The sequence below is a fragment of the Collinsella sp. TF07-1 genome (assembly GCF_003437235.1).
Lineage (GTDB): Bacteria > Actinomycetota > Coriobacteriia > Coriobacteriales > Coriobacteriaceae > Collinsella.
Genome location: NZ_QSRV01000005.1, coordinates 1 through 3,517 on the forward strand (window position 1 = coordinate 1; position 3,517 = coordinate 3,517).

Consider the following 3,517-nt stretch of genomic DNA (forward strand, 5'->3'; position numbering starts at 1 on the left):
GACACAGCTGGCGGTTCTTGGGCATCGCTTGCTGGCGGGGTTCCTTTGCTGAAATGGACTTGGCCGAAAGGGCCGCTGGTCCCGGTCGCTGGTTCGCGCTTTGCGTGAACTCCGCGCTACTGTGGGTCAGTTAGGCTTCTGTTTTTGGACCCGCTACATCTTCCCGCCTCAGCATCGACCTTAGCTTCTCGAAACTCTCCTCGCTCAGGCAGTGCTCCATGTGACAGCCCTCTTGCGAGGCAACCTCGGGCGTTACGCCTGCGTCCTCTAGCAGACCTACAAAAAAGCAGTGGCGCTCCCACATTTGACGGGCAACCTCAAGACCGCGTTCCGTCAGATGCACGTCGCGTTTGCCCATTTCGACATAGCCGTTGCTTTCCAGCGTCGCCATGGCCTTGGAAACGCTCGCCTTGGTTACGCCGAGGTACTCCGCAACGTCGATCGAGCGCACGGTGCCCTGACGTTCCGACAGAACGTAGATCGATTCGAGATAGTCTTCTCCGGATTCACGCAGGGCCATGGGCCGCCTTTCGCGATGGCTTCTAGTTAGCCTTTGGATACTTTTGCTTGATTTACTTTACCGCAAAAGTTGCCTATGTCTTACTACGTTGTCTAAAAAGTTAACCGTGTTTCACAAAACGCACGGGACGAAAACAAAGCGGGGACACGCCCCGCAAGGAGTGCCCCCGACTGCCGGCGCAAAAGGAACGTCCCCAAGTGCCGAATCCGTAGCTATAGCAGGCCAAAGTGCTCGGCGGCGTTGTAGATGCCGTCGTCGTCTACGGCGGTCGTCACGTAGGTCGCTGCGGCCTTCACGGTCGCCTGCGCGTTGCCCATTGCCACACTTGTGCCCACGGCCGAGAACATCGACAGGTCGTTCTCGCCGTCGCCAAAGGCAATCGCCTCGCTCGCGTCGATGCCCAGGCGCTCCAGCGTCGCCGCCACACCCAGGTCCTTGCCGCCGTTTGCCGGAATAATGTCGCAGAACAGATCGCACCAGCGCGTAGTGAGCGAATGCGACACCGCATCGGTCACGATATGCTCGTCGGCCGGGTCCACAAAGGCGCAGAACTGGTAGACCGGTGCGTCAAAGGCGCGCTCAAACGGTTCCTCGTGGTAGACGATCCCCGCGTTGTTGCCGGCCGTCACCACGCGCTCGGACAGGCGGTTCACAAACGAGTTCTCGCCCTGCATACACAGCGAGTCGTAGCGTCCCTGCGCCACCTGGTCCACGATCACCGCAACGTCGTCCGGATCGATCGGGCAGCTGCGGTAAACCCCCTCGGCATCAAAGCAGTGCTGGCCCGAGAGCGTAATGTACGCATCCCAACCCAATTCGAACAGCCAATCGGGCATCTGATAGGTCGGGCGACCCGTGGCGATCACGCACGCAATCCCCTGCTCATGAAAGCTGTCGAGCACCTGCTGCGCCGACGCCGGAATCCGATGGGTCTTAAAGCTCAGCAACGTGCCGTCGATATCGAAAAACGCGGCCTTGATCATCCTCGCCTACTCCTCGCCCTCGAGCCTCTCGCTCGCCTCGAGCCACGCCATCTCCAACTCGTCCATGGCGGCGTGGGCCTCGTCGATCTTTGTCTGCTGCTCGCCCAGCGCCGTGTAGTTGGTGGGGTCGACCTGAGCCATCGCGGCCTCGGCCTCCTCCACGCGGGCGCGCTGCGTCTCCATTTTGCGCTCGAGCGAGCTCACCTCGCGGCGAAGCTTCTGGCGTTCGGCGTTGGAAAGGCCATTGGGCTGGCCGCTCGACTTGGGCTTTTCGGCCGCAGCCGCCGCGGCACCGGTGTCAAACGTGCCGGTCTTGGCGCTCGGTGCACCCACGGGCTCGCCCTCGGCGGTGGCGTTGCACAGGCGCAGGTACTGGTCGACGCCGCCAGGCATATGCGTCAGATGGCCATCGAGCAGCGCCCACTGCTGGTCAGTCACGCGCTCCATCAAAAAGCGGTCGTGCGTCACCAGAATCAGCGTGCCGGGCCAGCCGTCGAGCAGGTCCTCGACAATCGCCAGCATATCGGTATCCAGGTCGTTGCCGGGCTCGTCCAGGATAAGCACGTTGGGCTCGTCCAGGATCGTCAGCAGCAGCGACAGGCGACGGCGCTGGCCGCCCGAAAGATCGCCGATGCGACTCCAGAGCTGCTGTGTCGTAAAGCCCAGGCGCTCGCAAAGTTTCTCGGGCGAAGTCTCCTTGCCGTCGATGACGTAGTACTTCTTATAGTTGCCGAGCACCTCGCGTATCGTATCGCCCATAGAGGGCTCGAGCTCCTCGAGCTGCTGCGACAGCACGCCAAAGCGCACCGTCTGGCCAATCTTCACACGGCCGCGCAGGGGCGCGATCTTGCCCTGAATCACGTCAAGCAGCGTGGACTTGCCGGCGCCGTTCTCGCCCAAAAGACCATAGCGGTCGCCCGCACCGATGAGCCAGGTCACGTCGGAGAGCACCTGCTTGGGCGCGCCGTCGGTATCCACATAGCCGGCGTCCACGTCGACCACGTCGATAACCTGCTTGCCTAGGCGGCTCACCGCCAGGCGCTTGAGCTCCAGCTCGTCGCGCACAGGCGGCACGTCGGCAATCAGCTCGCGAGCGGCATCCACGCGAAACTTGGGCTTGGTGGAACGCGCCTGGGCGCCGCGGCTTAGCCACGCGAGCTCCTTGCGCGCCATGTTGCGACGGCGCTCCTCGGTAACCGCGGCCATGCGATCGCGCTCCACGCGCTGCAGGATGTAGGCCGAGTAGCCGCCCTCGAAGGGGTCGACTTGGCCGTCGTGGACCTCCCACATGCTGGTGCAGACCTCGTCCAAGAACCAGCGGTCATGCGTGACCACGAGCATGGCGCCCTGACCGCGCTGCCAGCGGGCCTTTAAGTGACGCGCGAGCCAGTTGATGGTGCGCATGTCCAGGTGGTTGGTGGGCTCGTCGAGCATGAGCACGTCGTAGTCGCCGATCAGCAGGCGCGCAAGGTCCACGCGACGGCGCTGACCGCCCGAAAGCTCGCCCACCGTGCCCTCCCAGGGCACATCGCTAATGAGGCCAGCCAGGATCTGGCGCGTGCGGGGGCTCGAGGCCCACTCGTACTCGGGCGTGTCGCCCACAACGGCATGATGTACGGTATCGGTGTCGACAAGCTGGTCCTTTTGGCCGAGCAGTCCGATCGTGGTGCCGCGGCGGTGCGTCACGCGTCCGTCGTCGGGTTCCAGCGTGCCGGCGAGCACGCTCAGCAGCGTCGACTTGCCGTCGCCGTTTTTACCGACAATACCAATGCGGTCGCCCTCGCCCACGCCGAGCGTCACGCTATCGAAAATATGCTTGGTGGGAAACTCTAGGCTGATGGAATCGCATCCCAAAAGAATCGCCATATGCCCTGCTCCTTCGTAGAAATTCAACGTTGTCCATGATAGCAGCGAGCCCCACCCCAAACCACCACGAAGGTGCCTGTCCCCTTTGTGGTGGTCGTTTCGGTCGCAGAGCAAAAGGCGGGCCATCTCCCGCAAGAGATGACCCGCC

The 3,517-nt window shown here is 62.8% G+C and carries 3 protein-coding genes; all 3 read right to left on the bottom strand.

The window, feature by feature from the left end:
* Positions 1–130 precede the first annotated feature (130 nt).
* Positions 131–520, bottom strand: coding sequence for a metal-dependent transcriptional regulator (locus tag DXC67_RS02955; RefSeq protein WP_117637290.1), 390 nt, complete (start codon positions 518–520; stop codon positions 131–133).
* 212 nt (positions 521–732) lie between these two features.
* The gene (locus tag DXC67_RS02960; RefSeq protein WP_117637291.1) at positions 733–1,503 is read right to left on the bottom strand and encodes a Cof-type HAD-IIB family hydrolase; all 771 of its coding nucleotides are present in this window, start codon (positions 1,501–1,503) and stop codon (positions 733–735) included.
* Positions 1,504–1,509: 6 nt separating this feature from the next.
* Positions 1,510–3,369 carry an ABC-F family ATP-binding cassette domain-containing protein gene (locus DXC67_RS02965; protein ID WP_117637292.1) on the bottom strand — a complete coding sequence of 620 codons (1,860 nt, stop codon included), beginning with the start codon at positions 3,367–3,369 and terminating at the stop codon, positions 1,510–1,512.
* Positions 3,370–3,517: the final 148 nt, after the last annotated feature.